The sequence below is a fragment of the Kordiimonas gwangyangensis DSM 19435 = JCM 12864 genome, from assembly GCF_000375545.1.
In the GTDB taxonomy this organism is placed as follows: domain Bacteria; phylum Pseudomonadota; class Alphaproteobacteria; order Sphingomonadales; family Kordiimonadaceae; genus Kordiimonas; species Kordiimonas gwangyangensis.
In genome coordinates this window covers 19652-44986 of sequence record NZ_AQXF01000004.1, presented here as the reverse complement: position 1 = coordinate 44986, position 25335 = coordinate 19652, and the positions used below count along the sequence as shown (strand labels likewise).

The window sequence follows — 25335 nt, the reverse complement described above, 5'->3', positions numbered from 1 at the left end:
TATGCAAGACGACCTGACAACCGGCTATAGCGCACAATCGGCAGCCCTGAAGGGCACCGTACCGGGCGCTGACGCGCTGCGCGCCAAGGCCATGACAGATTTTGGCGCCCAAGGCTTCCCGCATGCGAAGGCCGAAGACTGGCGCTACAGCGACCTCAAGGCGCTGCGCGCTGGTGTTTATGCGCCTGTGGATGCACCGAAGGTAGCGCCGGAAGTGCCTGCAGCCATGGGCGAGAGCGCTGCACGCTTTGTGTTCGTGAACGGCCGCTATGCGGAAGATCTCTCTGACCTTGGTGACCTGTGGCAGGCGGCCTCGATCCGCCCGATTGCAAACCATTTCTCATCGAGCAGCGCCCGCACCGACGAACTGGTGCGCGGCAAGGACGGTATCGCGCTTCTCAATACCGCGCTGCTGCGCGACGGCATGGTGATTTCCGTGCCCGCTGGTGTCGAGATTGATGATCCGGTCGAGATTGTGCACATCATGACGGAAGCCGCCGGTCAGGCCGCGCATCTCCGCCATGTGATCGAGCTTGGTGAGGGTGCCAAACTAACGGTGCTGGAACGTTTCATTGGCGACGACAGCGCTTACTGGCAAAATATCATCCTGCAGGCCCGTGTGGCCGAAGGCGCAAGCTTCAGCCATTTCCGCCTTCAGGAAGAGGGCTTGGGCGCCGTTCATACCGCCAAGGTTTATGTGAATGTGGACGCGAGCGGCCAGTACCACGTCATGAATATGACCATGGGCGCCAAGATGGCGCGTTTTGAAGCGCACGTGCGCATGCTGGGTGAAGAGGCTGACGCTACTGTTGACGGTGTTGCACTCACCGGCACGGGGCAAGTGCATGACACGCTCACGCATGTTGACCATGTGGTGCCGTTCGCGACCAGCGACCAGATTTTCCGCACTGTGGCCGACGCGCGCGGCAAAACTGCTTTTGCCGGCAAGGTAACGGTCGCCAAGGACGCGCAGAAAACCGCAGCGGACCAGAGCTTCAAGGCGCTGGTGTTCGACCGCACGGCGGAAGCGAACGCCAAGCCGGAACTTGAAATTTTCGCCGACGATGTCAAATGCAGCCACGGTGCCACCATTGGTGAGCTGGACGCCAAGGCGATTTTCTACCTGACCTCCCGCGGCATTGACCCGGTCACCGCCCGCCGCATGCTGGTGGAAGCTTTCACCGCAGGCGCGCTGGAGCGCGTGACGGTAGACAGCATCCGCGACGCGATGATGGAGCGGATCGGCACCTGGATGTCGAGCCGCGCTGACCGCACGGTAGCAGAAGTACAGGAAGCGTAAGCGACGTGATGAACACTCAAGCGATCATAAAACCCGGTCTCGATGTCGAGAAGATCAAGGCGGATTTCCCGATCCTCGCGCAAGAGGTTTACGGCAAGCCGCTCACCTTCCTCGACACGGCGGCGAGCGCGCAAAAACCGCGTGCGGTGATCGAGGCTGAGACCGCGCTTTATGAGGGCTATTACGCCAACATCCACCGCGGGGTCTATAAGTTCAGCCAGGACGCGACCGAGGCTTATGAAGCCAACCGCGAAACGGTGCGCGCCTTCATTAATGCCGAAAAAGCGCGGGAGTGCATTTTTGTGCGCGGCGCCACCGAGGGCATCAACCTTGTGGCGCAGACATGGGGCCGGGCGAATGTACGCGCGGGTGACGAAATCATCCTCAGCTACATGGAGCACCATTCGAACATCGTGCCGTGGCAAATGCTGGCTGAGGAAAAGGGGGCAACCATCAAGGTCATCCCCATGTTCGACGATGGCTCGCTCGACCTTGAGACTTACAAAACACTGCTCACCGAGCGCACCAAGATTGTTGCCGTGGGTCATATCTCGAACGCGATCGGCGTGATGAACCCGGTGAAGGAAATCGCCCGCCTGGCCCATGAAGCCGGTGCCGTGATCCTCATCGATGGCTGTCAGGCTGCGCCCCACCTCAAGGTGGATGTGCGCGATATTGATGCCGATTTTTACGCCTTCTCCGCCCACAAGGCCTATGGCCCCACGGGTATCGGCGTGATTTACGGCAAGGAAAAGCTCTTGGACGCCATGCCGCCATGGCAGGGCGGCGGGGATATGATCTCGGTCGTGACGTTCGAGAAGACGACCTATAACGACCTGCCGCACAAGTTCGAAGCGGGCACGCCCAACATTGCGGGCGGCATCGCCATGAAGGTCGCGCTCGATTACATCACGGCTTTGGGCCACGAGAATATCATCGCGCACGAACATGAGCTGCTGGAATACGCAACGCGTGAGCTTTCGGCCTTCAACAGCCTGAAAATCATCGGCACCGCGCCCGACAAAGGCGCGATCGTGAGCTTCACCATGCAGCACGCACACCCGCATGACATCGGCACCATCCTCGACCGGCAGGGCATTGCCGTGCGCGCCGGGCACCACTGCGCGCAGCCAGTGATGGACCGTTTCGGCATTCCTGGCACCGTGCGGGCAAGCTTTGGCATTTATAACGACAAAACCGACGTGGACCGCTTGGTGGCGGGCCTCAAGAAAGTTGTGGACATCTTTGGATGATGGATAACGATCAAAAACGGGACGTCATGGACGTCAGCGCCCCTCAAACCCCTGACTATCCGGCAGAGAATATGCCGAAGCAGGATGTTGAGCGTCCGCGTGTGGATACATCGGGCGTTAGCCCGCAAGAGGGCGGCTATTTCCTCAATAAATTCCTCGAAGGCGACGCCGAGAAAAAGGCCGCCGAGGAAGCGGAAGCTGCAGCCGCAGCACCCGCGCCCGCTGGCGACAAGCCCGCATCGAAGGAAGAGCTTGAAGGCAATATTGTTGCAGCCCTCCAGGAAATCTACGACCCTGAGATCCCGGTCAATATCTATGAGCTTGGCCTGATTTACGGTGTGGATATCGACGACGACTGGCGCGTGCGCGTGACCATGACGCTCACCACACCGCATTGCCCGGTGGCAGAATCCATGCCCGGCGAGGTGGAGTTGAAGGTCAACACCGTGGCTGGCGTGAACGGCTGCGATGTGAAGCTTGTATGGGAACCGGCGTGGGATATGTCCAAGATGTCGGACGAGGCCCGGCTTGAACTCGGCCTTCTTTGACCCCACGTTAACACGTATGAAACGAGGTTTTTAAAGTGGCAGTGATCAATATTACCGACAAGGCGGCAGACCATATCCGCGCGCTGCTCGCTAAAAGTGACAACGCTGTGGGCATTCGCCTCGGCACCAGCAAACATGGCTGTTCGGGCCTTGGCTATACGGTTGACTATGTGTCGGAACCATCAGCGGACGATGAACTCGTTGAAGACAAGGGCGTGAAGGTTTTTGTCGACCGCAAGTCGCTGCTGTTCCTGCTCGGCACCCAGATGGACTGGGAAGACAGCATGTTCGCAACCGGCTTCAAGTTCACCAACCCGAACGAGAAGGGCCGCTGCGGCTGCGGCGAAAGCTTCCACGTCTAGCCCCGCGTCCTCACGCGAACTTTTCACATAGTAAATTTTGACAGGGGCGCACCCCGCGCCTTATAGGCAGAAGTGTAATTTGCAACCATCAGCCGGTGCGTATGTATCACGACTTCTGCATCACCCTTTGCGCCATGGCGCCATCCTTTATGACTGTGCGGGTGGATGACCCCCTCGCCGCCATGGCCGGGCTTGGCTGCGAGATTCGGCGCATCGACAGAGCGCTGAACGTGCCGCGTCGGGCACCAAAGGGAGCCAAGCGAATCCTCGTGGTACAGCGCCCCATGCTGGACCGCAGCGTGAGATTGAGCCTTGTGCGCACCGCTATTGAACGCGGTTGGGTTCTGGTGGTGGAATTTGATGACCACCCGGAGCTCTTGCCAAGCCCCATCAAGGAAACGTTCAATGCCGGAATGGGACTGGATTCACTGCGCATGTGCCACGGCGTGCAAACCAGCACCCCGCAGCTTGAACGCTTCTTTAGCGAGCTGAACCCGCGTGTGGGCATGTTCCCCAACCAGATATACAGCTACCCGCTTCACATGATTCAGAGGTCTGCGAAAAAACACATCGTGTTCGCTGCACTGAACCGTCAGGCAACATGGCAGCCACTGATGCCCGCCATCAATGCCGCCCTCAATGGGCGTGACGATGTAAGCGCGACTGTGCTACATGACCGCGCCTTCCACGACGCGCTGGCGGTAAACCATAAAAGCTTCATCGACCTTGCCAGCTACCAGGATTACATGCATCAGCTCAAATGCGCCCATGTAGTGCTGATGCCCTTGGACGACACCCCGCAGAACCGCTGCAAAAGCGATATCAAATTCCTTGAGGCTTCCATTTGCGGCGCCGCAAGCCTTGCGAGCCCCACGGTTTACGGCGACACCATCCGGCACGGTGAAACCGGCATGATCGCCAAGACGCCCGACGACTGGCAAAACATGCTCACTCGCCTTCTGGATGATGACACAGAACGCGAGCGGCTGAGCACAAACGCCCACCGCTATGTGCGCACTGAGCGGATGCTGAGCCAGCACATCCACAAGCGGCTTGAATGGTATGATATGCTTTGGCAGGAACGGTATGAGCGCACCGCCGCCATCGTCCGGGACTTTCCTGAATTGAAGGCCTAGGGCCTCTAGACAAGATTTCTGTGTTTGACAAAACGGGCATCTTCCCGTTCTTTAAGGACTTGTTCGGCCACCATGCCGCCACCATACAGGGACCCGCGAACGCGTTACGCGTCAGCCACTTGACCAGCAATGACACTCCCGATGCGCCTTAACCCTATCCTGCACGTGCTTGGCCTTATGCTCACGAGCCTTGCCGTCATCATGGCGATCCCGGCCGTGGTTGAGGAAATGATGACCGGGCAAATGCCCTATGAGTTCATCTTCTCCGCCTCCTTTTGCGCCGCCGCTGGGCTTTTTGCCACCTTCGCCACGCGAGATAACCAGCCGTTCAGCCTTGATGTGCGGCAGGCCTTCCTCCTGACCGCGCTGTCGTGGATTGTGCTGCCCGTTTTTGCCGCGCTGCCGCTGATGGGCCTTGGCCTTTCGCCTGACATTGGCCTCACCTTCACCGACGCAGTGTTCGAGACCGTCTCCGGCATGACGACAACCGGCTCGACGGTCATGAGCGGTCTTGATGGCCTGCTGCCCGGCCTCCTCCTCTGGCGCTCGCTGCTGCAATGGATTGGCGGCGTCGGCATCATCGTGATGGCGATCATCATGCTGCCATTCCTCAGGATCGGCGGCATGCAGCTTTTCAAGACCGAAAGCTCTGACAAATCAGAGAAGATCATGCCGCAAGCGGCGAGCATGGTGAAATGGATCATGGGGGTTTATGCGGGCCTCACGCTCCTCGCCACCATCGTCTTCATGATGACCGGCATGACGGGCTTTGACGCTGTCAACCACGCCATGACCGCGCTGTCGACCGGTGGCTACAGCACACACGATGCGTCGTTTGGCTATTTCCCCAACCTCTCCACCCAGTGGGCGGGCACACTCTTCATGCTGGCGGGTGGGTTGCCGTTCATCAGCTATATCAAATTTGTGCGCGGACACCGGCGGCCGTTCATTTCCGACCCGCAGATCCAGACATTTGTGCGTTTCCTGTTTATCGTGATCGTGATCATGACCGTCTACCTCATGCTGCGGCAGGATATCTCCTTCTTTGGCGCGCTGACGCTCACGGCCTTCAACGTGGTCTCGGTCGTCACCACCACGGGCTTTGCCTCGACCGACTATACGACATGGGGTCCGGCTGCAGCGGCAGCCTTCTTCATTCTCACCTTTGTGGGCGGCTGCGCGGGCTCCACCTCAGGCGCGATCAAGATTTACCGGTTTCAGGTGCTGTGGGTGACGATGCGGGAGCAGCTCTTGCGCCTCTCAAGCCCGAACCGGGTGGTGATCATGCGCTACCATGGCAGCCGCCTGCCGCCGGACCTGCCGGTCTCGGTCCTCGCCTTCCTTGCGGTATTCCTCGCGTCGGTCATCGCGGTGACCATCCTCCTGACCCTGCTTGAGATTGACTTTGTCACCGCACTCACCGCCGCAACCACCGCCATCACCAATGTGGGGCCGGGGCTTGGCGATATCATTGGCCCGGCGGGCAATTTCGCCAGCTTGCCGGACGCGGCCAAATGGGTGCTCTCCTTCGCCATGCTCCTTGGCCGGCTGGAGATTTTCACCCTGCTGCTGCTCTTTGACCCACACTTCTGGCGTGACTGAGGCGGGACGCGCTAGTCCACCAGCTTCAGTTTGCCGCGCATCTTCTTGCGTTCGCCCGTGGTTTTCTTGGCGGTAATGCGGCGTTCTTTCTCGGCTTTTGACGGCTTCGTCGGCACCCGGAACTTGGGCCGCTTGCTCGCCTTTTTCAGCATATCCACAAGCCGCTTGGTGGCCGCGCGCTTGTTATCAATCTGGCTGCGGCTTTCCTCAGCCGTCAGCACAATCACGCCGTCCGCCGTCATGCGGCTCCCGGCAATCTTGCGCAGGCGAATGAGCATCTCGGCACTGATCGCCGCACACGCCCGCGCATCAAACCGCAGCTCAACAGCGGTTGAGACCTTGTTGACATGCTGACCGCCCGGCCCCGACGCGCGTTTGGCCGACAGCAGAATCTCCGCCTCATCAATCTGGATATGGGGTGCAATCTCGATCATGCCGCGACTGTAAGGCAAGCTAACAAAGCGTGCAATTGCAGGATTTGCAGCACCGGTGCTGATCGGCGCCATATAAAGGTCACGGGTATATATTCTATGACCGACTAGGCTTTGACAGTCTGGCCCGCCAAGCTCAGATTATAGCCCTTTTCGCGGAACAGCCTGATCGCGGCGGCCGCAACCTCGGCATCATAGAGTCTGCCTGCATTATCCTCGATTTCCTTCAACGCCTTGTCCAAACCGAGCGTTGTACGGTAGGGCCTTGGCGTCGCCATCGATTCGATCACGTCGGCGACCGCGATGATCCGGGCTTCGAGAATGATCTCCTTCCCTTTCAGCCCACGCGGGTAGCCGCTGCCGTCCATGCGTTCGTGGTGCTGATGCGCCACATCGGCGATAGGCCAAGGAAAATCCACATTTCTGAGGATTTCATAGCCATGTTCAGCGTGCGTTTTCAGGATGTTATACTCATGCTCGGTCAAACGCGTAGGTTTCGTCAGATATTCCGGCGGGATACTGATCTTGCCAATGTCATGCACAAGCCCTGCCATGCGAAGCGCATATTGAACATTCTCGTCCAGCCCCATTTCAGCAGCGATTTTTGCAGCGATATTACCAACTCTCTGCTCATGGCCCGCAGTGTAAGGATCCCGCAGTTCCACCATTTTGGCAACCGACGATACTGTACCGAAGATGGCCCGTTCCAGCTGGTGCGAATAGGTCTGGATCTTGGTTTCCGCCAGTTGCTCCTTGCTGACATCCGCCCACACTCCGATAAAGCGTTGCGGCCCCTCGCCATTCTGGATCGACCTAATCTCGTCATGTACGGTGACATAGTGGCCGTCCTTGTGTCGCACACGGTATTTCTGGTCGCCGCCGCCCTTTCGGTAAATTTCTTCAGCTTCCGTAAGAGCCCGAAGCCGGTCATCTGGGTGAATCTGTTGTTCCCACCACTCGGCCTCCATTGCTTCATCAACGCCATATCCCATAATGCGCTGGACATTCTCGCTGACCCACAGGGTGCGGCGCCGCTTCTCATGAATCTCGACCGCGTAGATGATCACGGGCACGGCGGAAAAAAAGCGGGGAATCTTGTCGAGCAGCATCTGGTTCGACATATCAGCCCTGCTCGCCGTGAGCTCAGCACGGTTGAGACGCATCAGCAAGATATAGAGCAAGCCCGACATGGCGATGACAAATACAACGCCCTTAGCCGCTGAAACGCTCGCCGCCAAAGCATCGTCGACTATCAGCATCGCCAGAAGCCAGTCGCTACCTGCAACCCAAAGAGTACAAGTGAACATATAAGTGAACACCAGCCTCTGGTACCTACGCTTGTTCATATTTTTCCCCGAAAGAAAAAAGGGTTGGCTGTCTAATGAAGTAATGAAGAGAAAGATGAGAGATGAAAAATTGTCACACCCGCCTGTAGTGGGCAGTTCTATCTCAGGCAGATTAATAAACCGTCAATGCCTCGCGCTTTCTTGACGCCCGAAACAATATCGCGGAGAGACTATATGGAGGAAAGTGGTGCCGCTTACGTGACTCGAACACGTGACCCCATCATTACGAATGATGTGCTCTACCAACTGAGCTAAAGCGGCGTCGCAGCTTGCGTGCGAATGGGCCCCATAGGGGCGTTACAGGCGGGCTGTATAACGGATGGCCGGGCGCTGGGCAAGCCTTTTTTGCCCCGTGCCCGGTACCCTCGATCAGGGGCTGTGAATGTCCCGCCCGCGAGGGGTATCGGTCGCGCTGTCGCTGCCGAGAAGCGCGATGGTCTCCTCCGCGCGGAAGCTTTTACGCGGCGCGACCGTGCCGCCCATATCCTGCCAGTCAACGGTATCAAACGCCCCGCACGATGGGCAGAGCGGCGACCATGCGTGCGGCGTGTGCCCACAGGCATCACAGCGCCAGCCTTCGCCTGCTTCCGCCGTTGCGAGCGCGGCCTCAATCGGGTCCGGGTCCTCGCCCAGCGCGTGGGCAAGTGCGAGGCGGTATTGCCACGCGGCGCGTGTGGGCGCGGCTTTGATGAGCTTGTCGAGGAGCGGTTTTGCCACCTGATACTCGCGTGCGTCCATCAGTGCATCGACCATCAGCATCATCGACTGCGGATGATCGGGTTTGGACGCTGTCAGTGCACGCACCCGCGCGAGCCAATCACGCGCCGATTCTGCGGCGTCCAGCTCCTTGAACACACGTGCAAGCGTGGGGTGCGGCTGGTTTTGCCATGCGTCCTCAATCAGTTTGGTGGCGCGTTTCCGGTTGCCGCTGGCGTATTCGATTTTGGCGAGCGCCGCGGTCGCGGGCGCAAAATCCGGTCGGTGTGACAGCACCTTCTTGAAGCCTTTTTTGGCCGCCGCCACATCGCCGCGCAGGTTGGCTTCTGTGGCTTCCGCGAACGCGAGCGCGCCCCTATGTTTGCTGGCCCGAGCCGGGTCGATCAGTTTCTCACGCACCACTTTATCAAGCGCTGTGCCAGCTTCCGCCCAGTTGCCGGCGGCGACCTCGAGCGAGAAGAGCGTACGCAAAACCCACGGGCTTTTGCGGTTTTCATTGAAGGCGGTGCGGGCAAGGCGCAGCGCTTCGTTCTCACGCCCCTGCCGCTGTGCTTCACCCACAAGGCCGCGCAGGCCAAGGAAGCGGCCATCGTCGGTGCTCTCAAGCGCCTGATAGCGTTTGGATGCGGCCGCGTGGTCACCAGCGCGCGCGGCAGCCTCGGCCGCGATCAGATGCACCATTGGCTGCGGCGGCAGCAGAACTTCGGCCTGTTCAATCAGCTTGGCCGCGAGCCGGTGATCCCCCGCCGACAGTGCCACAAGCGACTGGTTCAGAAGCTTGAGCCCGCGCCCCTGCCGCTTCACCACCTGATTGGAGCCAAAGAAGGGCATATCGCGCCGGAGCCAGCCATAGAGCCACACTATGAGCGCTGCGAGCGCCATGGCGATGACGGCAAATGCCGCGAGCGCTGCAAAAGACGTGTAGAAACGCCAGCCTTCAAAGTCGATCACCACGTCGCCCGGATGGTCGGCAAGCCAGGCGGCACCGATGGCAAGGGCGAGGATGGCAATGAACCAGAGAACGATCCGCGTCACGACGGTTGCCCCTCGCGTGCCTCACCAGCATTCGCCACACCTGTCACCAGCCGGTCGAAGGCGCGTGCGGTTGCCACATGGGCCTTGGCCTGCGTGCGCCATGTGGCTGTGGCTTCAAGCGCCGGACCTTCAAGGCTTTCAAGCGCCGCGACCGCACCCGCGATATCACGGGCGGCAAGCGCGCGCTCAGCCTTCAGAAGCTGGGCATCAAGCCCGGTGGCGCCGGCGTCGGTGCGGCGCACGGTGAAAAGCTTGTTGAGGAAATTACCCTCGGCCTTGTCGGTCGCCTGCAAGGCGGCGGAGGCCATGGCGTCAAAGTCGCGCACAAGGGTTTCATAGGGCATGATGCCTGCGCCGTGTTCGGTGAGCGTGGCGAGGTCAGCGCCAATCATTTGCTGGTCAAGCGCCGGGAGGGCGGCAAAATCAGGCCGGAGGGCGGCGAGTTCGCTACCAAACGGCAGGCCCACAAGCGCGCGGTCCTTGATGCGACCAAGGGCAAGCACAAGGCGGCCGCGCGGGCTGGCCTCAAGCGCGCCGGATTCCACCGCTTTCATGGATTGTTCAAGTGTATCGAGCCGGGACTTGAGCTGGCTGCTTTCAGCACGCGCGATGGCAAGCGCCCCGGTGAGGCGGGAAACCTCAGGGTCCTCCGCGTTCCCAAGCGCGGAAAGCCGGGCGATATCTTCCGTCAGCCGGGTGATATCCCCTTGGAGTTTGGCGATTTCCGCAGCGTCGGTGACTGTGCCGGATGTGCGCGAACCCGCGTCCGCAATCACACCCATGTCGGACGCGAGCTTCTGGCGCTCGGACATGGCTGATTTCAGCGCTTCTTCATGCTGGGCGAGCATTTCCTGCTGGCGCTTAAGGGCGTCCTCGAGCGATTGCACACTGTGCATAATCTGTGCGACATCTGTGCGGTCACCGCCCGCAGCAGCAACCACCGCCGGCGCTTCGTCCTTGAGGCCCAGATAAACGAGGCCGGGATCGAATTTCGGCGCAAAATACACACCAGCCGCAAACGCGCTGACACCAAAGGCGAGGAACCAGCCGGCCTTGGCCATGAAGCTGGCACCCTGGCGGGCCGGTTTGCTGTCTCGCGCGGGATGTTCGGCGATCACCTCGGCGTCGATGAAATCTTTCTCGTCCGCCGGGACCGCTTCAACGTCCGGAGTAGGTGTTTGTTTGTCGTCGCTTGCCACTATTCTGTCCCCTGCCGCCTAGCGCGCGATATCCTCGATGAGCGCCATCACGGATTTTTCCGTCGGCATGATGGCGTAGCGCACGCTTTTCCACGGGCCGATGAGCTGTTCTTTCACCCGGGTCGAGAGCGCCACAGCATCAATTTTGTTCAGCCAATCAGACCGGCCGTATTCCGCTGCCGTTTCCTCGAATGTGGTGGCCGTACGCGGCGAATAAAAGAGGGCGATATCGATTTCGCCTTCTTCCATGGCGTCCTGCACCCCGCCAGAGAAGGCCCGCAAGGGGCGCGACTGGTAGGTGATGACATTCTCGCTGTCGATGCCCTCGGCATTGAGGGCGGAGGAGATGTCGTAGGAGATATTGTTGCCGCAAAGGTAGCTGTATTTGCGTTTCTCGGAGATGCCGCACTCCAGCAGCATGGGCATAAGCTGGCGCACCGTACCGGGGCCAACCGCCACATTGGTGAAGCCGAGGCGGCGTGCTTCCGCCGCCGTTTCTTCAGCCACCGCGAAAATAGGCCGCGCCTTGTTGCCAATATTGGCCAGGCCGTAGCGTGCACCGTTTTTGCTGGTGACGATAAGGCTGCGGTTGTCCGCCGGGATCTCGAACGAGACCGGATCGATGCGGATCATCGGCGCGATGATCACAGTATGGCCCATGGCTTCCAGCTTTTCGGCCGTGGCCGACGCCTCATCAATCGGGCGGGTAACTAGGATTGTGCTCATGCAATCTCCGCTTCGATATCGCTTGCGAGCGCCTCAAAGAAGGCCTCACCCGCGTCCCCCCGGATCGCGGCACCCATATCCTGCCCGAGGATGGCGGCAGCATCAAGGCTGGCCGCACAGGTGCCTGTCTGGTCAAACACGGTTTTCCCGTCGAGCGACAGCAGCATGGCGTGCATCATAAGGCTTTCGCCCGAAAGGCTTGCGTAAGCCGCAATCGGCGTGCGGCAGGAACCGTCAAGCGCGCTGAGGAAGGAACGCTCTGCAATAACCGCCACGGCCGTTTTGGCGCAGTGCAGCGGGTCAAGCCGCGCGGCCATCTCTGCGTCATCCTCACGGATTTCGACTGTCACTGCCCCTTGGGCGGGGGCGGGCAGAAAGTCAGCCAAGCTAAGTACCTCTGTGGCCGCTTCCGGCATGCCAAGGCGGTTAAGCCCGGCGAGCGCGAGGAAGGTGCCATCGGCTTCACCGTCAGCCAGCTTGCGCATACGGGTTTGCACATTGCCGCGGAAGGTAACAACCTTGAGGTCAGGCCGCACGCGGAGGGCCATGGCGCGGCGGCGCAAGGATGCGGTGCCAAGGGTCGCGCCTTCCGGCAGGTCAGCGAAGGACGCGTATTTCGCGCTCATGAACACATCGCGCGGGTCTTCACGCTCAAGGAAAGTGGAGAGGATGAGGCCGTCCGGCAGGCTTGTCGGCATATCCTTGGAGGAATGCACCGCGCAGTCGATCTCCCGCGCGAGAAGCGCATCCTCGATCTCCTTGGTGAAAAGGCCTTTGCCGCCCGCGTTCATCAGGTGGCGGTCAAGGATACGGTCACCGGTGGTTTTGATCTCGACGATATGCACATTGTCCGCGTTCAGGTCGTCATGGGCTGCAATGAGCCGCGCCTTCACGTCATTGGCCTGCGCAAGCGCAAGCGGGCTGCCACGTGTACCGATTTTAATGCTGTGTTGCACTGAACCCTCTCTCGGTGCTATCGGACGCCTGTTTGGCGTCACTTCCTTTTGAAGCTTTTCTCCTTTTGGCTTATAGAGCTTATGAAGCGGCGGCCCAAGCCCAAAGACAGGAATTATCATGCCCGCGACAAATGAAAGCACGAAGGCGGCCTATACGCGCCCGCTTGTGCTGGGGATCGAGACAAGCTGTGATGAAACGGCGGCGGCCATTGTGTCCGCCGACCGGCAGGTTATTGCGCACAAGGTCCTGTCTCAGATTGACGACCATGCCGAGTTTGGCGGCGTGGTGCCCGAGATTGCCGCGCGCCAGCATATCAGCCACCTTGACCACCTGTTGAAGGACCTGATGGATGAAGCTGGGCTGACCTTCCGCGACCTTGACGCTGTGGCGGCCACCACCGGTCCGGGCCTTGTGGGTGGCCTGATGGTGGGCGTGATGACGGCAAAGGCCGTGGCCAAGGCAGCGGGCAAACCCTTTGTGGCAGTCAACCACCTTGAAGGCCACGCGCTGACGGTGCGTTTGACCAATGAGGTGAAATTCCCCTACCTGCTGCTGCTGGTATCAGGCGGACACTGCCAGATTTTGAGCGTGGCGGGACCGGGCGACTATACCCGTCTTGGCACCACGATTGACGACGCAGCGGGCGAGGCGTTCGATAAAACCGCCAAGCTTTTGGGCCTTGGTTACCCCGGCGGCCCGGCGGTTGAAGCCGCGGCGCGCGAAGGCAACCCCAAGCGCTTCCGCTTGCCGAAACCCATGGTGGGCAAGCCGCACTGCAATTTCTCCTTCTCCGGCCTCAAGACCGCAGTCCGGCGCTTGGCGGAAGAATGTGTGGAACGCGAGGGTGTACTGCTCAAAACCGACCGCGCGGACATTTGCGCCGCCTTCCAGATGACAATTGCCGACTGCCTTGTGGACCGGCTGAAGCGCGCCATCACCCTCTTTCGCGAGCAAGTGGGCGCGGGCGACCATGCGCTGGTGGTCGCGGGCGGTGTGGCGGCGAACGCCTACCTGCGCGGCAAGCTTGAGACGCTTGCAAGCGCAAACGCGCTGACCTTCGTGGCGCCGCCGCTCAGCCTTTGTACCGACAATGGTGCCATGATCGCATGGGCCGGGCTTGAGCGTTTCCTGAGCGATGATTTTGGGGATGACATGGATGTTTCCGTGCGTCCGCGCTGGCCGCTCGACGGTGATGCCAAGCCCATGGTAGGCAAAGGGAAAAAGGGCGCGAAAGCATAAGCGCCCTTGCCGCCCGGCCCCGGAAAGGGCAGTCTAGGGTCAAGACAAAAATAAAAGGAGAGGGCCTTGCAAAAGATCGGTGTTCTGGGTGCGGGAGCATGGGGTACGGCGCTTGCTGTTGCGAGCGTACGCGCCGGACGCGACACGATTTTATGGGCCCGTGAGGAGGAGGTTGTCTCCTCCATCACCACCGAGCATGTGAACAAACTGTTCCTGCCTGCCGTCACCCTCGACCCGAAACTGAGGGCCACCAGTGACTTCGCTGCCCTCGCTGACCGCGACGCGATCCTTGTGGTGTCGCCAGCCCAGCATTTGCGCGCGATGGTGCGCAGCCTCAAGGCCCATGTGCCGGACGGTGTGCCGCTGGTGATCTGCTCCAAAGGTATTGAGGTTGCGACGGGTAAACTGCTGAGCCAGGCCATTGAAGAAGTGGCACCGAACAACCCGGTTGCGGTGCTTTCCGGCCCCACGTTTGCGATTGAAGTGGCGCGCGGCCTGCCGTGCGCGCTGACCCTTGCCACCCGCGACGAGACGGTTGGCATGGCGCTTGTGGAAGCCTTTGGACACACCACCTTCCGCCCCTATTACAACAGCGACATTGTGGGTGCGCAAATTGGTGGCGCGGTCAAGAATGTGCTGGCCATTGCCACCGGCATGGCGGCAGGGCTGGGTGTGGGCGAAAACGCCCGCGCGGCGGTGATCACCCGTGGCTTGGCGGAGATCATCCGCTTCGGCAAACTTTACGGCGCCAAAACCGAAACGCTCATGGGCCTGTCCGGCCTTGGTGATTTGATCCTCACGTGTTCAAGCACGCAGTCGCGCAATATGTCGCTTGGCAAAGCCATCGGCGAAGGCCGCACGATGGAAGAGATCATGGCGGAGCGCAACTCGGTGGCCGAAGGCGCGCATACGGTCGAGATTGTGCACAAGATTGCGATTGAGAAGGGCCTTGAGATGCCCATCACCAGCGCGGTCTACCATATCCTCAAGGAAGGGCGCGACGCCAAAACCGTCATGGACGAGTTGATGGCGCGGCCATTCACCAATGAAAACAACTAGGCAATAGCAACAAGCGGGAGACAGCCATGCTGTTCATGATTCTGGCCAAAGACAAGGCGAACAGCCTCGAGCTGCGCATGGCGAACCGCGCCGCGCACCTGGACTATATCAAGGGCGCGGGGAACCGTATCAAAGTGGCGGGGCCTATCCTGTCCGCGGGAGATGAGCCAAAGCCCATTGGCAGCATGATCATCATTGATGCCGCGAGCGAAGGTGCCGTTCAGCTTTTCTGTGAAAACGACCCCTATGCCACGGCGGGCCTGTTCGAGAGTGTCGAAATCCGTCACTGGCTGAAGGTGACCGGCGAGTGGGTGCCGAAGGACTGACGGGAGAGGACGGATGGCCTATTGGCTGGTGAAATCGGAACCCGAGGACTGGTCATGGGATGACCAGTGCGGGGTAGAGACCGAAGCCTGGACCGGCGTGAAGAACTATCAGGCGCAAGCCAACATGCGCAAGATGGCTGTGGGCGACGAGGTGTTCTTCTACCATTCCGGCAAGGCGCGGGAGATCGTGGGTATCTGCACTGTCGCCAAAGGCCCGTACGACGACCCGGCGGACGAGAAAGGCAAATTCTGTCTCGTTGACCTCAAGGCCAAGGGCCCGGTACCAAAGCCGGTGAGCCTGGCTGACATCAAAGCCGACGAACGCCTGCACGACCTCGCGCTTGTGCGCCAGTCACGCCTGAGCGTGATGCCGATTGACGCGGCAAGCTGGCAGCTGATCTGCGCCAAGGGTGGGCTTTAGCGCCGATGCAAGCCCCAAGCCCCCTGGAACTAGAGGACGCGCCCGCTGGCCCGCCGAAAGGCACCCTGCTGGCGCGACTTGAAGACCTGCCACCCCACGGCGGCAAGGAACTGGTGTTCCGTGACGGCACGATGGTGCTACGGCTTATCGTGCAGCGCACCGGTTACGCGAGCGCAGTCGTCTATGAGAACCGCTGCCCGCACGCCGGCACGCCGCTTAATATGTTCGACGACAAATTCCTTGATATCACCGGCAGGCGGCTCATATGCCGCACGCACGGCGCGCTTTTTGAGACGGACAGCGGCAAATGTGTGCGCGGCCCTTGCAAGGGTGACTATCTGCGGCCCGTTGCCGTCACGATCGAGGACGGTGTGATCTATAGCGCCTGATCACGCCAATTGGCCTTGAACACCGGGCATCCTGTCCCATATGAGGGTAAGGAGGACGACCTCCCCCACGCACGGGAATCATGCGGGACGGCCCGATCATGGAAGGATCATACCATGGCTTGGGTTATTCTGATTATCGCTGGTATTCTTGAAGTTGTGTGGGCGTTCGCGATGAAACAGTCGGACGGTTTCACGAGGCTTATCCCCACCATCACCATGACCATTGCCGCCATAGGCTCCTTCGGCCTGCTGGCGCTTGCGATGCGAAGCCTGCCGCTTGGCACCGCCTATATGGTCTGGACCGGTATTGGCGCAGTTGGGGCCTTCATCGCCGGTGTGTGGCTTCTGGGTGAAGCGCTTACGCCGATGCGTGTGATGGCGGCAGCCATGATTGTCTCGGGCATTACCTTGATGAAGCTGGCCTAGGCCGGGGATGAAACTGGCGTAAGCCCGGTTTAGATCATCACCGTACCAGCGCGGCGCTGCTGGATGGCGGAAGGCGTGCGGGCATTGCCGGGGCGTTCAACCGTCACCACGCGCCAATAGCTCTGGTAGCCGTCTTCATGGATGACGGATTTGAGCACCATCGACAGCTCCGGGTCATAATAGACCGTGTTGGTCTTGCGCTTGGAGTTGTTGCCCTTGGTATATTCGGTGACGATATCAACGACAAACACCTTGCGGTCGCCAGATGAGAGCGAAATCGTCTTCTCGCCAATTACATGGATGTTGGCCCAGAAGTCGATGGCGCTGCCACGGTTGATATTCTTGGTGTTGCCGGAGAAGCTGACTTCCTTGCCGACCGCGAGCGGGAACAGCTTTTCAAGCACGGAATAGTCGAAGTCGGCTTCATACTGGTAGCCAAACTCGGTCCCGCTGACGTTATAAAGGCCGCGGTAATAGTTGTGGATGACGACGCGTTCGTCCTGCCAGTAATATTCGGTGGTGACGAGCTTGCCATTCACGCCCGTGACTTCGGCATAAAGCTCCTGCCCGTGACGCTGGATGACAGCGCGGGTGCCGACAATAGCGGTCGGTGTTTCAGGCGCACGTGCGACAGGGTCGCAGGCGACAAGAAATATCAGGGCCAACGCTGCAAACAAGCGTGAGATGACGGGCACGCACTTTGCCTCCACTTTCTATCCTCAAGCCCCTCATATCACCCAACGCGGTTGCTGGGAAGCCTCAAGGGCCGTGCACCCCCTGTGCACAGCCCGAAAGGGTGTTCAGGCGCGCCAGCTTAGGCCGGGCGGGTCATTTGCGGCGAATCAACTTTCAAGCCGCGCGCACGACCGTCCGCCAGCTTGATGTTGTTGCGAATGACGATGGAATTGGGCGCCAGCTCCAGACCGCGCTGGTATTCTTCCTGAGCCCGGTCAATCTCGCCGGTTTCCAGATAGATGTTGCCGCGGTTATTGTAGAAGCGCCAATTGTTGGGCGCGATGGCAATGGCGATGTTGCACTGCTTGAGTGCATCGGACCATTCTTCTTCCATGATGTGCGTGACACACAGGCCGTTGTAGGCACGGGCGCGTTGTTGCACCGTCAACTCACCACGGAGCGCGCGGGCATATTCCTCGCGGGCACCAAGGGCATCGCCCCTGATCACCAGCTCATTGCCCTTACTGAGAAATTCGGATGCACGGAGAATAATCTCCAGCTTCGGCATCGCTTCAGATGCCATGCGGTCAGCGCTTGCACTTATAGCCGTGCCAGAAACACAGGCCAGAGCAAGCATAAGACGGTAGGTAAGACGCATTACGACCTCCACTTTACTGCTCCCCATCAGTTCGACCCCCAAAGTGCCGAACCCCACTATACCACAGGTCTCCCCCGACCTGGCCAATCACAAGTAATTGTATTCACCTTAGTGGGTTAATGTTACCTTATAACAAGCTAAGCCCAAAAGCAACTAAGCCTTGGTTTGGTCCTTGGGCTTCAGGAATTGTTTCAACGCACCGGTGGACGGCTCCACATCACCAAGCCGCGCTTCGTCAAAGGTAATCTCGGCGAAGGTGCCGGTCGGGTATTTATAGTCAAGCGCATGCACAAGCTCAGGCGCACCCGTGCGGATGAGATCAAGCGCTACTGAGTGGAAACCCGGGTTGTGGCCGACCAAAAGCGCGCTCGCGCATTCCCCCGCGTCCGACTTGATAACACTGAGGATATTGCTGACCGACGCCATATAGAGCGAAGGTTCATACTGCACCTGCCAGTCAAAGCCGCCCGCGTCCATGACAAGTTCAAGCGTCTGGCGCGCGCGGGTCGCGGTCGAGCAGATGACAATCTCGGGCGCGAGGGATTGGCGCGCCAGCGCACGCCCCATGCGTCCCGCGTCCTTGATGCCACGTTCGCTCAGCACACGGTCATGGTCCGAAAGCTTCGGGTCACCCCAGTCGGATTTCGCGTGCCGCAACAAATAAAGATTTGCCATAAATACCCACCCACTTCATGTTCGCGCCCATTGCCGCCATCACGCGCACCAACCTGATGTTCCACGTGAAAACGCCTGAGGAGACCCATGATGACAGATTTTCTGGAAAACGGAACGGCCAAGCTTGGCACGGTCATACTCGCTCATGGCGCTGGCGCCGGCATGGACAGCGACTTTATGGAAGCCTTCGCCGCCGGCCTCGCCACACGGGGCTTCCATGTCATCCGGTTCGAGTTTCCCTATATGGCAGCGCGGCGGCAGGACGGCAAGAAACGCCCGCCGGACCGTGCGCCCAAACTGATGGATGCCTACCGCGAGGTGATTGCAGAGGTGCGCGCAAAACATAAACCCAGCAAGCTGATCATCGGCGGCAAGTCCATGGGCGGACGTATCGCGAGCATGGTTGCGGCGGAGGATAAGGCGGCAGCGGATGGCCTGCTGCTCCTTGGCTACCCCTTCCACCCACCCGGCAAGCCGGAGAAGCTGCGCACTGAGCACCTGAGCGATATCAGTTGCAAGGCGCTGGTGGTGCAGGGCGAGCGTGACCCCTTTGGCGGCCGTGCGCTTCTGGACAGCATCACACTGCCCGCAAGCTTTGAGGCCGCCTGGGCCACGGACGGCAACCATGACCTGAGCCCAAGGAAGGCTTCCGGCACGACGGCGGAAAAAAATTGGGCGACCGCAATGGATACGGCCGCCCGGTATTTTGGTTAATTGTCGGCTGACGCTTAGTCGACCTTCACGAACTTGAGGGTCATACGGTCCGATTCGCCGATGGCTTCATATTTTGCCCGGTCGGTCTCGCCAAGGGCGTAAACCGGCGGCAGGGTCCAAACGCCCTTCTCGTAGTTGGCTTCATCCTTGGGGTTCGCGTTCATCTCTGACGCTTCCACAAGCTTGAAGCCGTGGGCCTCAATCGCGGCCACAAGATCGCTTTGTTTCCAGCGGCCTTTGCCCGCGGCTGCATCACGGTCACCCTCGAAGCTTTCCGGCATACGGTGCTGGACCACACCCATCACGCCGCCGGATTTGAGCATGGCGTGCGCCTGCTCCATCCCCCGGTCAAAGAAATTGCGGCGGTGCCAGTTATGAAGCGCGCGCACGATGATGATGGCATCAAGGCTGCCCGCGTCCACGGGCAGGCCTTCCTGCGCGGGGATCCAGGTTGCCTTTGCATTGGGCCCCATCACATCGCGCATTTCCTCAAATTTTTCAGGGTAGGCACGCAGGTTCGCGGAATAGTTTGCATATTCCTTGTATTCCTCCGGGTGGTGCTCAAGCCCGACATAATGACCCTTGTCCTTGAGGAGTGGGCCGAGGATGCGGCTATACCAGCCACCGCCCGGATTCACTTCCGCCACCGTCATGTCCGGCGTGATGCCAAAGAAGCGCAACAGCTCTTCCGGATGGCGGGCGCTGTCGCGGGCGGCTTCACCGTCCTTGCGAGCGCTGTTTTCATGCACGGCTTTATAGATGGCATCTTCATGGTGTTCAGCCAGCGCTGCGCCACCAAGGGTCATGCCGATTGCGGCAGCTGCCGCAAAACCCCAGTTTCTTACAAAATTCATTCTCAACTCTCCCTCGGTAAAATTCTGGATACCAGTTTTATCGCTGCAGCATCTGCTGCGCTGCTTTGACGAATTTCTCGGATGAGGATTTTTCCTCAAGATTGGGGCGCGGCGGGTTCTGGAGACCGCGTTTCACGGCTTCACGCTCGCCAATACGGTCGAGCCAGGCCTTGAGCGCATCAAGCCCGTCCAGCTCAACGCCAGCCCAGGCGTGCGCCCGCACCCATGCCCAGTTGGCAATATCGGCGATGCTATACTCCTCCCCCGCCAGATAGGCGCTTTCGCGCAGGCGGCGGTCAAGCACACCGTAAAGCCGCTTGGTCTCATTCTGGTAGCGCTCAATCACCGCCGGGATTTTCTCCGGGAAATAGCGGTAGAACACATTGGCCTGGCCCTGCATGGGGCCTACACCGCCCATCTGGAACATCAGCCACTGCAGCACGACCGAGCGCCCGCGCGCATCCGCCGGCATCAGCATGCCGGTTTTCTCGGCGAGGTAAATAAGGATGGCGCCCGATTCGAAGACCGCGAAGTCGTCGTTGCCGTGGTCCACAATCGCCGGGATGCGGCCATTGGGGTTGATGGCAAGGAACCAGTCTTTCTTCTGATCGCCGGAGGAGAGATCAATGGCCTTGAGCTCATAGTCGATGCCCATTTCCTCAAGCGCGATGGAGGCCTTGTAGCCATTGGGTGTGGCGGCAGAATAGAGTGTGATCATGGTGGCGGGGCTCCCGGATTGTCTGAGCGCGATAAAATAGCGCGTATGGCGCCCGCGCATAGATCACGCGGGATAACATTTTTGCGACCACAGGCATTGAGCGAGGCAAATCCTCATAAAGTGATCCAGTCAAATATCCATAATGTATAAAACACAACTTATACTGCTCGTTGATTTGGGTTATAGTTGATCTCTTGGCTCATGATCTGAATGGGGGATTTATGACCGGCCGGAAGTGGCAGACGATCATCCCGTTTGTAGTGGCAACTCTTGTAGTGCTGGCCATTGCGTATGTGCAGGAACGCACGCTGACAGGCATGGCAAGAGACCAGATCGGTCAAAGCCTTCAGGCCTCTGTTGATAGCGCGCGCGCCGAAGCCAAGCGTTGGGAACTGCGCCACATCACCCAGATCAGCAATATTGCCCAGCACCCGACATTATTGCGTTCAGCGCGTTCCCTGACGGGTGAGACTGACCGCGAGTCGCTGCTGAACTCCTCCGCGCTTGCGCAAGCCCGTAGCCATCTGACCGAACAGCTGGCCAACTACGGCTATCTTGGCTTTTTCATTATCGCACCCGATGGCCGCAGCGTGGCTTCCATGCGCGACGCCAATGTGGGCACCACCAACCTGATTGCCGAAAATGCCACCTCCTACTTCGAGCGCGCGCTTGCAGGTGAAGCGCTGGTGACCGAACCGATCAGGACCGATGTGCCCGTTGTGGGTGCTGACGGCGTAGTCTCCACTGCCGCACCCACCATGTTTGCCATGGCACCGATTCGCGACCTTGAAGGGCAAATCCTTGGTGTGTTTACCCTGCGCATCAACCCGCTGGCTGAGTTTTCGTCCATCTTCGCGCGGCACCGCAGCGGTAGCACGGGCGAGACTTATGCTGTCAACCGCGACGGCATCATGATCAGCGAAAGCCGCTTCCGCGACACACTGCGCCTCATCGGCCTCATCAAACAGGGTCAGACCAGCATGCTGGACATCCCTGTCAATGATCCGGGTGTGAACGCGTTTGACGGCTCCCGCGAGGTGGATATGGCGATGAGCCCGCCCACCGCCATGACGGCAAAACTGCTCACGCTCGAGGACGGTCAGAACCTGACGGGTTACCGCAACTATCTGGGCCGGGAAGTTCTCGGCGCTTGGGCGTGGGACGAATATCTGGGTTTTGGTGTGGCGAGTGAGATTGGCGTCAAGGAAGCCTATGCGGGCCTTGATACCAGCCTGATGACCATCCGCTTGTTTGCTGGCTGTATCATCCTGTTGCTCATCACCCTTGCCATCCTGCAGCACCGCTACCGCATGAAGCGCCATGCGCAGGAAAGGGAAATCCTGAACGCACTTGATCAGGCGGAACATGCAAACCAGTCCAAGATGGTTTTCCTCTCCTCCATGAGTCATGAGCTGCGCACGCCGCTGAATGCCGTGATCGGATTTTCCGACCTGCTGCTACAGGAAAAAAGCGTGCAGGCGAACCCGGAACATGTGGAACAGCTTGGCCACATTCACCAAAGCGGCGAACACTTGCTGAAGCTGGTGGACGAGGTACTGGAGTTTGCCAAATTGGACCTAGGCGCGCTTTCCTTCCGGTTTGAGAAGGTGCCTGTGGGTGTCGTCATCGCCGAGAGCCTCTCAATGATGGAGCAAGCTGCAAAAAAGCATGATATCGCCCTGCGCTGCGGTAATGACGACCTGCGCAGCCTGCCCCATATCTGGACCGACCCGACCCGGCTGCGGCAGGTGCTGCTGAACCTGCTGTCAAATGCGATCAAATATAACCACGCGGGTGGCTTCGTAACCCTGCGTGCCTCCATAGAGGCCACCAGCCTCAAGATCGGTGTGGAAGACAGCGGCCGCGGCATTGCACCGGAAGACCTACCCAAGCTTTGGGAGCCGTTTACACGCCTTGGCGTGGAGACCAGCTCCATTGAAGGCTCGGGCATCGGGCTTGCCTTCTCTCGCCGCATTATTGAAGAACTGGGCGGTGAGATTGACGTTCGCAGTGCGGAAGGGCGCGGTAGTCAGTTCTGGATCAAAGTGCCGCTGCACATTCCGAAAGATGCTGAACAGACCTCGACGCCGGCGCGGCCGAAACAAAGCCTTGAAGGCGATGCGCCTGACCTTAAGGACGTTCGCGTGTTGTGCATCGAAGACCTTGAGCTCAATCAGGAAATCGTGAAACGCATGCTGGCGCGCATGGGCATCACACAGCTGTCCTTCGCCTTTGACGGTAAAACCGCGCTCGAGAAACTGCGCGACAACCGCTACAACCTCATCCTGCTCGACATCAATCTGCCGGATATGGACGGGTTCGAGTTTAACCGTCGCCGCACGGCCATGGGTCTCGCGAAAGAGACCCCGGTGATTGCCCTGACCGCCAGCACGTCTTTCGAGACACGGCAGATGGCAAAAGAGTATGGCATAGACGGCTTTGTCTCGAAGCCGATCAAATACGACCTGCTGGCCAAAACTGTGACGGAATATGCCCGGCGGCCACAACCACCGGGCCTTACCCATTAACGGTTCAAGCGATTCGCGATCAGGTCGTCGACGACGCCCGGGTCTGCAAGCGTTGATGTATCGCCAAGGTTGCCATACTCATTCTCGGCAATTTTCCTCAGAATTCGGCGCATGATCTTGCCGGAACGGGTTTTTGGCAGACCGGGGGCAAACTGGATATGGTCTGGCGTCGCCACTGGGCCGATTTCCTTGCGTACAAAGGCAACCAGCTCCTTACGCAGCTCGTCAGACGGCTCCACCCCTTGTGGCGGGGTGACAAAAGCGTAGATGCCCTGCCCCTTGATATCGTGCGGGAAACCAACCACAGCGGCTTCCACCACACCTTCATGTTCATCAAGTGCCGCTTCAATTTCGGCCGTGCCAATCCTGTGGCCGGACACGTTAATCACGTCATCTACCCGCCCGGTAATCCAGTAATAGCCGTCTTCATCGCGCCTGCAGCCGTCGCCGGTGAAATAGAGGCCCTTGTAGGTTGAGAAATAGGTCTGGATGAAGCGTTCATGGTCGCCATAAACGCTGCGGGCTTGCCCCGGCCAACTGTCTGTGATCACGAGGTTGCCGGACGCGGCCCCTTCAAGGAACTTGCCGTCCTGATCCACCAGCGCTGGCTGCACACCGAAGAAAGGCCGGGTGGCTGAACCGGGTTTGAGGTCGGTCGCGCCCGGCAGCGGGGAGATCATCACACCGCCGGTTTCCGTCTGCCACCACGTATCAACAATCGGACAGCGCTCCTCACCCACCACGCGGTGATACCAGAGCCAGGCTTCAGGGTTAATGGGCTCACCCACAGAACCCAGAAGCCGGATCGAACTGCGGTCATGTTTTTTGACCGGCTCATCGCCAAGGCGCTCAAGCGCGCGAATGGCCGTCGGCGCTGTATAGAAGATATTGACCTTGTGTTTCTCAACAACCTGCCAGAAACGGCCTGCGTCAGGGTAGGTGGGCACCCCTTCGAACACCAGGGTGGTAGCGCCGTTCGCAAGCGGGCCATAGACAATATAGCTGTGGCCCGTGACCCAGCCCACATCCGCCGTGCACCAGTAAATCTCGCCAGGCTTGTAGTCGAACACATATTCATGGGTCATCGATGCCCAGACCATATAACCGCCCGTGGTGTGCAGCACCCCCTTGGGCTTACCGGTCGAACCACTGGTATAAAGGATGAAAAGCGGGTCTTCGGCCTTCATTTCCTCGGGCGCGCAGTCTGCAGCCACGCCAGCTTTCGCTTCATGGTACCAAATATCGCGACCTTCCGTGATCGCCACATTGGCGCCGGTGCGCTTGACCACCACAACGCTCTTCACATCAGGGCACTGGGTAAGCGCTTCGTCCACATTGGCCTTGAGCGGCACCCGTTTGGAGCCCCTGAGCCCCTCGTCCGCGGTAATCACAAAGGTGGAGCCACAATCAAGGATGCGACCCGCCAGCGCCTCGGGCGAGAAGCCGCCAAAGACCACCGAATGCACCGCACCGATGCGTGCACAGGCCAGCATGGCGTACACCGCTTCGGGGATCATCGGCATATAGATGGTGATACGGTCGCCCTTTTTGGCGCCCCGGTCCTTGAGCACATTGGCGAACCGGCAAACCTCGCCATAAAGCTCACCATAGGTGATGTGCTTGTCGTCCGTCGGCTCATCACCTTCCCAGATGATGGCCACGTCGTTCGCGCGCTCGGGCAAGTGACGGTCGATACAGTTGGCGGAGGCATTGAGTGTGCCATCCTCGAACCATTTGATCGAAACATCGCCTTCGAAGCTCGTGTTTTTCACTTTGCTGAAGGGTTTCATCCAGTCGATGCGTTTGCCCTCATCCGCCCAGAATTCCTCTGGCGCGTCTATAGAGCGCTGGTACATCTCCAGATATTTTTCGTTGGTGCAATGGGTGCCCTCAAGCGCATGCGCAGGCACCGGAAACTTAAGACCTTCACTCATTCCGGTTACTCCCTCCAGTAAGCTGGGGAAGGATCATGACGGCTCACGGGCGGTCTTGCAACCCCCTCGATGGCAACGATGTCATTTTTGTGATTTGGCGGTTTTCT

Annotated in this window: 26 protein-coding genes and 1 tRNA gene; 14 read left to right on the top strand and 13 right to left on the bottom strand. The window is 59.5% G+C overall.

What is annotated here, in order from left to right; genetic code table 11:
* The first annotated feature begins 1 nt into the window (after position 1).
* From sufD to B150_RS0111805, 6 genes are all read left to right on the top strand, one after another.
* Complete coding sequence (gene sufD / locus B150_RS20810; RefSeq protein WP_020400141.1) at positions 2–1300, top strand: Fe-S cluster assembly protein SufD; 1299 nt, start codon at positions 2–4, stop codon at positions 1298–1300.
* Positions 1301–1308: 8 nt separating this feature from the next.
* A complete protein-coding gene (locus tag B150_RS0111825; RefSeq protein ID WP_020400140.1) occupies positions 1309–2553 on the top strand; it encodes a cysteine desulfurase in 1245 nt (414 codons plus the stop codon).
* Positions 2553–3101: an SUF system Fe-S cluster assembly protein gene (locus B150_RS23050; RefSeq protein WP_025896770.1), complete on the top strand. Its 549-nt coding sequence runs from the start codon at positions 2553–2555 to the stop codon at positions 3099–3101. The genes B150_RS0111825 and B150_RS23050 overlap by 1 nt, the downstream gene beginning before the upstream one ends.
* Before the next feature lie 35 nt (positions 3102–3136).
* The gene (locus tag B150_RS0111815) at positions 3137–3463 is read left to right on the top strand and encodes a HesB/IscA family protein (protein ID WP_020400138.1); all 327 of its coding nucleotides are present in this window, start codon (positions 3137–3139) and stop codon (positions 3461–3463) included.
* Positions 3464–3612: 149 nt separating this feature from the next.
* Entirely contained in the window at positions 3613–4599 is a 987-nt protein-coding gene (locus B150_RS20805; RefSeq protein WP_162139695.1) for a glycosyltransferase, read from the top strand.
* A gap of 141 nt (positions 4600–4740) precedes the next feature.
* Positions 4741–6201, top strand: coding sequence for a TrkH family potassium uptake protein (locus B150_RS0111805; protein ID WP_020400136.1), 1461 nt, complete (start codon positions 4741–4743; stop codon positions 6199–6201).
* Between the two features lie 11 nt (positions 6202–6212).
* Here B150_RS0111805 and arfB read toward each other — a convergent pair whose 3' ends face one another.
* The 7 genes from arfB to hemC all read right to left on the bottom strand — a co-directional run bounded on the left by arfB (position 6213) and on the right by hemC (position 12611).
* A complete protein-coding gene (gene arfB, locus B150_RS0111800; protein ID WP_020400135.1) occupies positions 6213–6707 on the bottom strand; it encodes an alternative ribosome rescue aminoacyl-tRNA hydrolase ArfB in 495 nt (164 codons plus the stop codon).
* A gap of 32 nt (positions 6708–6739) precedes the next feature.
* Positions 6740–7978, bottom strand: a complete 1239-nt coding sequence (locus B150_RS20800) for an HD domain-containing phosphohydrolase (RefSeq protein ID WP_020400134.1) — start codon at positions 7976–7978, stop codon at positions 6740–6742.
* A gap of 185 nt (positions 7979–8163) precedes the next feature.
* Positions 8164–8239: transfer RNA gene (locus B150_RS0111790), tRNA-Thr, on the bottom strand.
* 108 nt (positions 8240–8347) lie between these two features.
* A complete protein-coding gene (locus tag B150_RS22425) occupies positions 8348–9730 on the bottom strand; it encodes a heme biosynthesis protein HemY (RefSeq protein ID WP_020400133.1) in 1383 nt (460 codons plus the stop codon).
* Positions 9727–10929 carry a COG4223 family protein gene (locus B150_RS0111780; protein ID WP_020400132.1) on the bottom strand — a complete coding sequence of 401 codons (1203 nt, stop codon included), beginning with the start codon at positions 10927–10929 and terminating at the stop codon, positions 9727–9729. The genes B150_RS22425 and B150_RS0111780 overlap by 4 nt, the downstream gene beginning before the upstream one ends.
* A gap of 18 nt (positions 10930–10947) precedes the next feature.
* A complete protein-coding gene (locus B150_RS0111775) occupies positions 10948–11655 on the bottom strand; it encodes a uroporphyrinogen-III synthase (protein WP_020400131.1) in 708 nt (235 codons plus the stop codon).
* Positions 11652–12611, bottom strand: coding sequence for a hydroxymethylbilane synthase (gene hemC, locus B150_RS0111770; RefSeq protein WP_020400130.1), 960 nt, complete (start codon positions 12609–12611; stop codon positions 11652–11654). The genes B150_RS0111775 and hemC overlap by 4 nt, the downstream gene beginning before the upstream one ends.
* Before the next feature lie 118 nt (positions 12612–12729).
* Here hemC and tsaD point away from each other — a divergent pair, with 118 nt between their 5' ends.
* The 6 genes from tsaD (at position 12730) to B150_RS0111740 (ending at position 16472) form a co-directional block, all read left to right on the top strand.
* Complete coding sequence (gene tsaD, locus B150_RS0111765) at positions 12730–13851, top strand: tRNA (adenosine(37)-N6)-threonylcarbamoyltransferase complex transferase subunit TsaD (protein WP_020400129.1); 1122 nt, start codon at positions 12730–12732, stop codon at positions 13849–13851.
* A gap of 66 nt (positions 13852–13917) precedes the next feature.
* Positions 13918–14910 (top strand): NAD(P)H-dependent glycerol-3-phosphate dehydrogenase, encoded by a 993-nt coding sequence (locus B150_RS0111760; protein ID WP_020400128.1) that lies wholly within the window; start codon positions 13918–13920, stop codon positions 14908–14910.
* A gap of 26 nt (positions 14911–14936) precedes the next feature.
* Positions 14937–15236 carry a YciI family protein gene (locus tag B150_RS0111755; protein WP_020400127.1) on the top strand — a complete coding sequence of 100 codons (300 nt, stop codon included), beginning with the start codon at positions 14937–14939 and terminating at the stop codon, positions 15234–15236.
* A 13-nt stretch (positions 15237–15249) separates the two neighbouring features.
* On the top strand, positions 15250–15657 hold the full coding sequence (locus B150_RS0111750; RefSeq protein WP_020400126.1) for an EVE domain-containing protein: 408 nt from the start codon (positions 15250–15252) through the stop codon (positions 15655–15657).
* 5 nt (positions 15658–15662) lie between these two features.
* Positions 15663–16046, top strand: a complete 384-nt coding sequence (locus B150_RS0111745; protein WP_020400125.1) for a Rieske (2Fe-2S) protein — start codon at positions 15663–15665, stop codon at positions 16044–16046.
* A gap of 114 nt (positions 16047–16160) precedes the next feature.
* The gene (locus B150_RS0111740) at positions 16161–16472 is read left to right on the top strand and encodes a DMT family transporter (RefSeq protein ID WP_020400124.1); all 312 of its coding nucleotides are present in this window, start codon (positions 16161–16163) and stop codon (positions 16470–16472) included.
* Between the two features lie 29 nt (positions 16473–16501).
* Here B150_RS0111740 and B150_RS0111735 read toward each other — a convergent pair whose 3' ends face one another.
* From B150_RS0111735 to B150_RS0111725, 3 genes are all read right to left on the bottom strand, one after another.
* Positions 16502–17167 carry a hypothetical protein gene (locus B150_RS0111735; RefSeq protein WP_020400123.1) on the bottom strand — a complete coding sequence of 222 codons (666 nt, stop codon included), beginning with the start codon at positions 17165–17167 and terminating at the stop codon, positions 16502–16504.
* 119 nt (positions 17168–17286) lie between these two features.
* Complete coding sequence (locus B150_RS0111730) at positions 17287–17832, bottom strand: tetratricopeptide repeat protein (protein ID WP_081611430.1); 546 nt, start codon at positions 17830–17832, stop codon at positions 17287–17289.
* A 126-nt stretch (positions 17833–17958) separates the two neighbouring features.
* Positions 17959–18480 (bottom strand): SixA phosphatase family protein, encoded by a 522-nt coding sequence (locus B150_RS0111725; protein WP_020400121.1) that lies wholly within the window; start codon positions 18478–18480, stop codon positions 17959–17961.
* A gap of 90 nt (positions 18481–18570) precedes the next feature.
* On the opposite strand from B150_RS0111725, the gene B150_RS0111720 reads away from it, so the two are divergent.
* Positions 18571–19194, top strand: a complete 624-nt coding sequence (locus B150_RS0111720) for an alpha/beta fold hydrolase (RefSeq protein WP_020400120.1) — start codon at positions 18571–18573, stop codon at positions 19192–19194.
* Between the two features lie 14 nt (positions 19195–19208).
* On the opposite strand, the gene B150_RS0111715 is transcribed toward B150_RS0111720, so the two are convergent.
* Together B150_RS0111715 and B150_RS0111710 are read right to left on the bottom strand one after the other, a co-directional pair.
* On the bottom strand, positions 19209–20048 hold the full coding sequence (locus B150_RS0111715) for a class I SAM-dependent methyltransferase (protein ID WP_020400119.1): 840 nt from the start codon (positions 20046–20048) through the stop codon (positions 19209–19211).
* 37 nt (positions 20049–20085) lie between these two features.
* A complete protein-coding gene (locus B150_RS0111710; RefSeq protein ID WP_020400118.1) occupies positions 20086–20766 on the bottom strand; it encodes a glutathione S-transferase family protein in 681 nt (226 codons plus the stop codon).
* Positions 20767–20987: 221 nt separating this feature from the next.
* Here B150_RS0111710 and B150_RS0111705 point away from each other — a divergent pair, with 221 nt between their 5' ends.
* Complete coding sequence (locus B150_RS0111705; RefSeq protein ID WP_020400117.1) at positions 20988–23294, top strand: hybrid sensor histidine kinase/response regulator; 2307 nt, start codon at positions 20988–20990, stop codon at positions 23292–23294.
* Here B150_RS0111705 and acs read toward each other — a convergent pair.
* Positions 23291–25228: an acetate--CoA ligase gene (acs, locus tag B150_RS0111700; protein ID WP_020400116.1), complete on the bottom strand. Its 1938-nt coding sequence runs from the start codon at positions 25226–25228 to the stop codon at positions 23291–23293. The genes B150_RS0111705 and acs overlap by 4 nt on opposite strands.
* Between the last annotated feature and the right edge of the window lie 107 nt (positions 25229–25335).

What these genes read in the sequence shown, in the direction of transcription:
- sufD (WP_020400141.1), top strand. Translation starts at nt 2, where the DNA reads ATGCAAGACGACCTGACAACCGGCTATAGCGCACAATCGGCAGCCCTG.
- B150_RS0111825 (WP_020400140.1), top strand. Translation starts at nt 1,309, where the DNA reads ATGAACACTCAAGCGATCATAAAACCCGGTCTCGATGTCGAGAAGATC.
- B150_RS23050 (WP_025896770.1), top strand. Translation starts at nt 2,553, where the DNA reads ATGGATAACGATCAAAAACGGGACGTCATGGACGTCAGCGCCCCTCAA.
- B150_RS20805 (WP_162139695.1), top strand. Translation starts at nt 3,613, where the DNA reads ATGACTGTGCGGGTGGATGACCCCCTCGCCGCCATGGCCGGGCTTGGC.
- B150_RS0111805 (WP_020400136.1), top strand. Translation starts at nt 4,741, where the DNA reads ATGCGCCTTAACCCTATCCTGCACGTGCTTGGCCTTATGCTCACGAGC.
- arfB (WP_020400135.1), bottom strand. Translation starts at nt 6,707, where the DNA reads ATGGCGCCGATCAGCACCGGTGCTGCAAATCCTGCAATTGCACGCTTT.
- B150_RS20800 (WP_020400134.1), bottom strand. Translation starts at nt 7,978, where the DNA reads ATGAACAAGCGTAGGTACCAGAGGCTGGTGTTCACTTATATGTTCACT.
- B150_RS0111775 (WP_020400131.1), bottom strand. Translation starts at nt 11,655, where the DNA reads ATGAGCACAATCCTAGTTACCCGCCCGATTGATGAGGCGTCGGCCACG.
- tsaD (WP_020400129.1), top strand. Translation starts at nt 12,730, where the DNA reads ATGCCCGCGACAAATGAAAGCACGAAGGCGGCCTATACGCGCCCGCTT.
- B150_RS0111755 (WP_020400127.1), top strand. Translation starts at nt 14,937, where the DNA reads ATGCTGTTCATGATTCTGGCCAAAGACAAGGCGAACAGCCTCGAGCTG.
- B150_RS0111750 (WP_020400126.1), top strand. Translation starts at nt 15,250, where the DNA reads ATGGCCTATTGGCTGGTGAAATCGGAACCCGAGGACTGGTCATGGGAT.
- B150_RS0111745 (WP_020400125.1), top strand. Translation starts at nt 15,663, where the DNA reads ATGCAAGCCCCAAGCCCCCTGGAACTAGAGGACGCGCCCGCTGGCCCG.
- B150_RS0111740 (WP_020400124.1), top strand. Translation starts at nt 16,161, where the DNA reads ATGGCTTGGGTTATTCTGATTATCGCTGGTATTCTTGAAGTTGTGTGG.
- B150_RS0111730 (WP_081611430.1), bottom strand. Translation starts at nt 17,832, where the DNA reads ATGGGGAGCAGTAAAGTGGAGGTCGTAATGCGTCTTACCTACCGTCTT.
- B150_RS0111725 (WP_020400121.1), bottom strand. Translation starts at nt 18,480, where the DNA reads ATGGCAAATCTTTATTTGTTGCGGCACGCGAAATCCGACTGGGGTGAC.
- B150_RS0111720 (WP_020400120.1), top strand. Translation starts at nt 18,571, where the DNA reads ATGACAGATTTTCTGGAAAACGGAACGGCCAAGCTTGGCACGGTCATA.
- B150_RS0111715 (WP_020400119.1), bottom strand. Translation starts at nt 20,048, where the DNA reads ATGAATTTTGTAAGAAACTGGGGTTTTGCGGCAGCTGCCGCAATCGGC.
- B150_RS0111710 (WP_020400118.1), bottom strand. Translation starts at nt 20,766, where the DNA reads ATGATCACACTCTATTCTGCCGCCACACCCAATGGCTACAAGGCCTCC.
- B150_RS0111705 (WP_020400117.1), top strand. Translation starts at nt 20,988, where the DNA reads ATGACCGGCCGGAAGTGGCAGACGATCATCCCGTTTGTAGTGGCAACT.
- acs (WP_020400116.1), bottom strand. Translation starts at nt 25,228, where the DNA reads ATGAGTGAAGGTCTTAAGTTTCCGGTGCCTGCGCATGCGCTTGAGGGC.